This window comes from Thalassobellus citreus, from assembly GCF_044385915.1.
Taxonomy (GTDB): Bacteria; Bacteroidota; Bacteroidia; order Flavobacteriales; family Flavobacteriaceae; genus Thalassobellus; species Thalassobellus citreus.
Genome location: NZ_JBISCC010000001.1, coordinates 1 through 247 on the forward strand (window position 1 = coordinate 1; position 247 = coordinate 247).

Consider the following 247-nt stretch of genomic DNA (forward strand, 5'->3'; position numbering starts at 1 on the left):
TAGCAGGATTAGACGGAGCAGATGGAGCAACAGGTCCTAAAGGAGATAAGGGAGATAAAGGCGACAAAGGCGATACCGGTGATCAGGGAATACAAGGAATACAAGGAATACAAGGTTTAGCAGGATTAGACGGAGCAGATGGAGCAACAGGCCCTAAAGGAGACAAAGGAGATACGGGTGAGCAAGGAGCAGATGGAGGAGGAGTAACAGTTCAAGGTTCAGATACATTAGCAAATATATTTCTTAA

General features: G+C 45.3%; 1 pseudogene. It reads left to right on the forward strand.

Annotation, left to right across the window (positions count from 1 at the left end):
• Positions 1-247, forward strand: a pseudogene (locus tag ACH5TX_RS00005) (collagen-like protein); the annotation flags it as partial.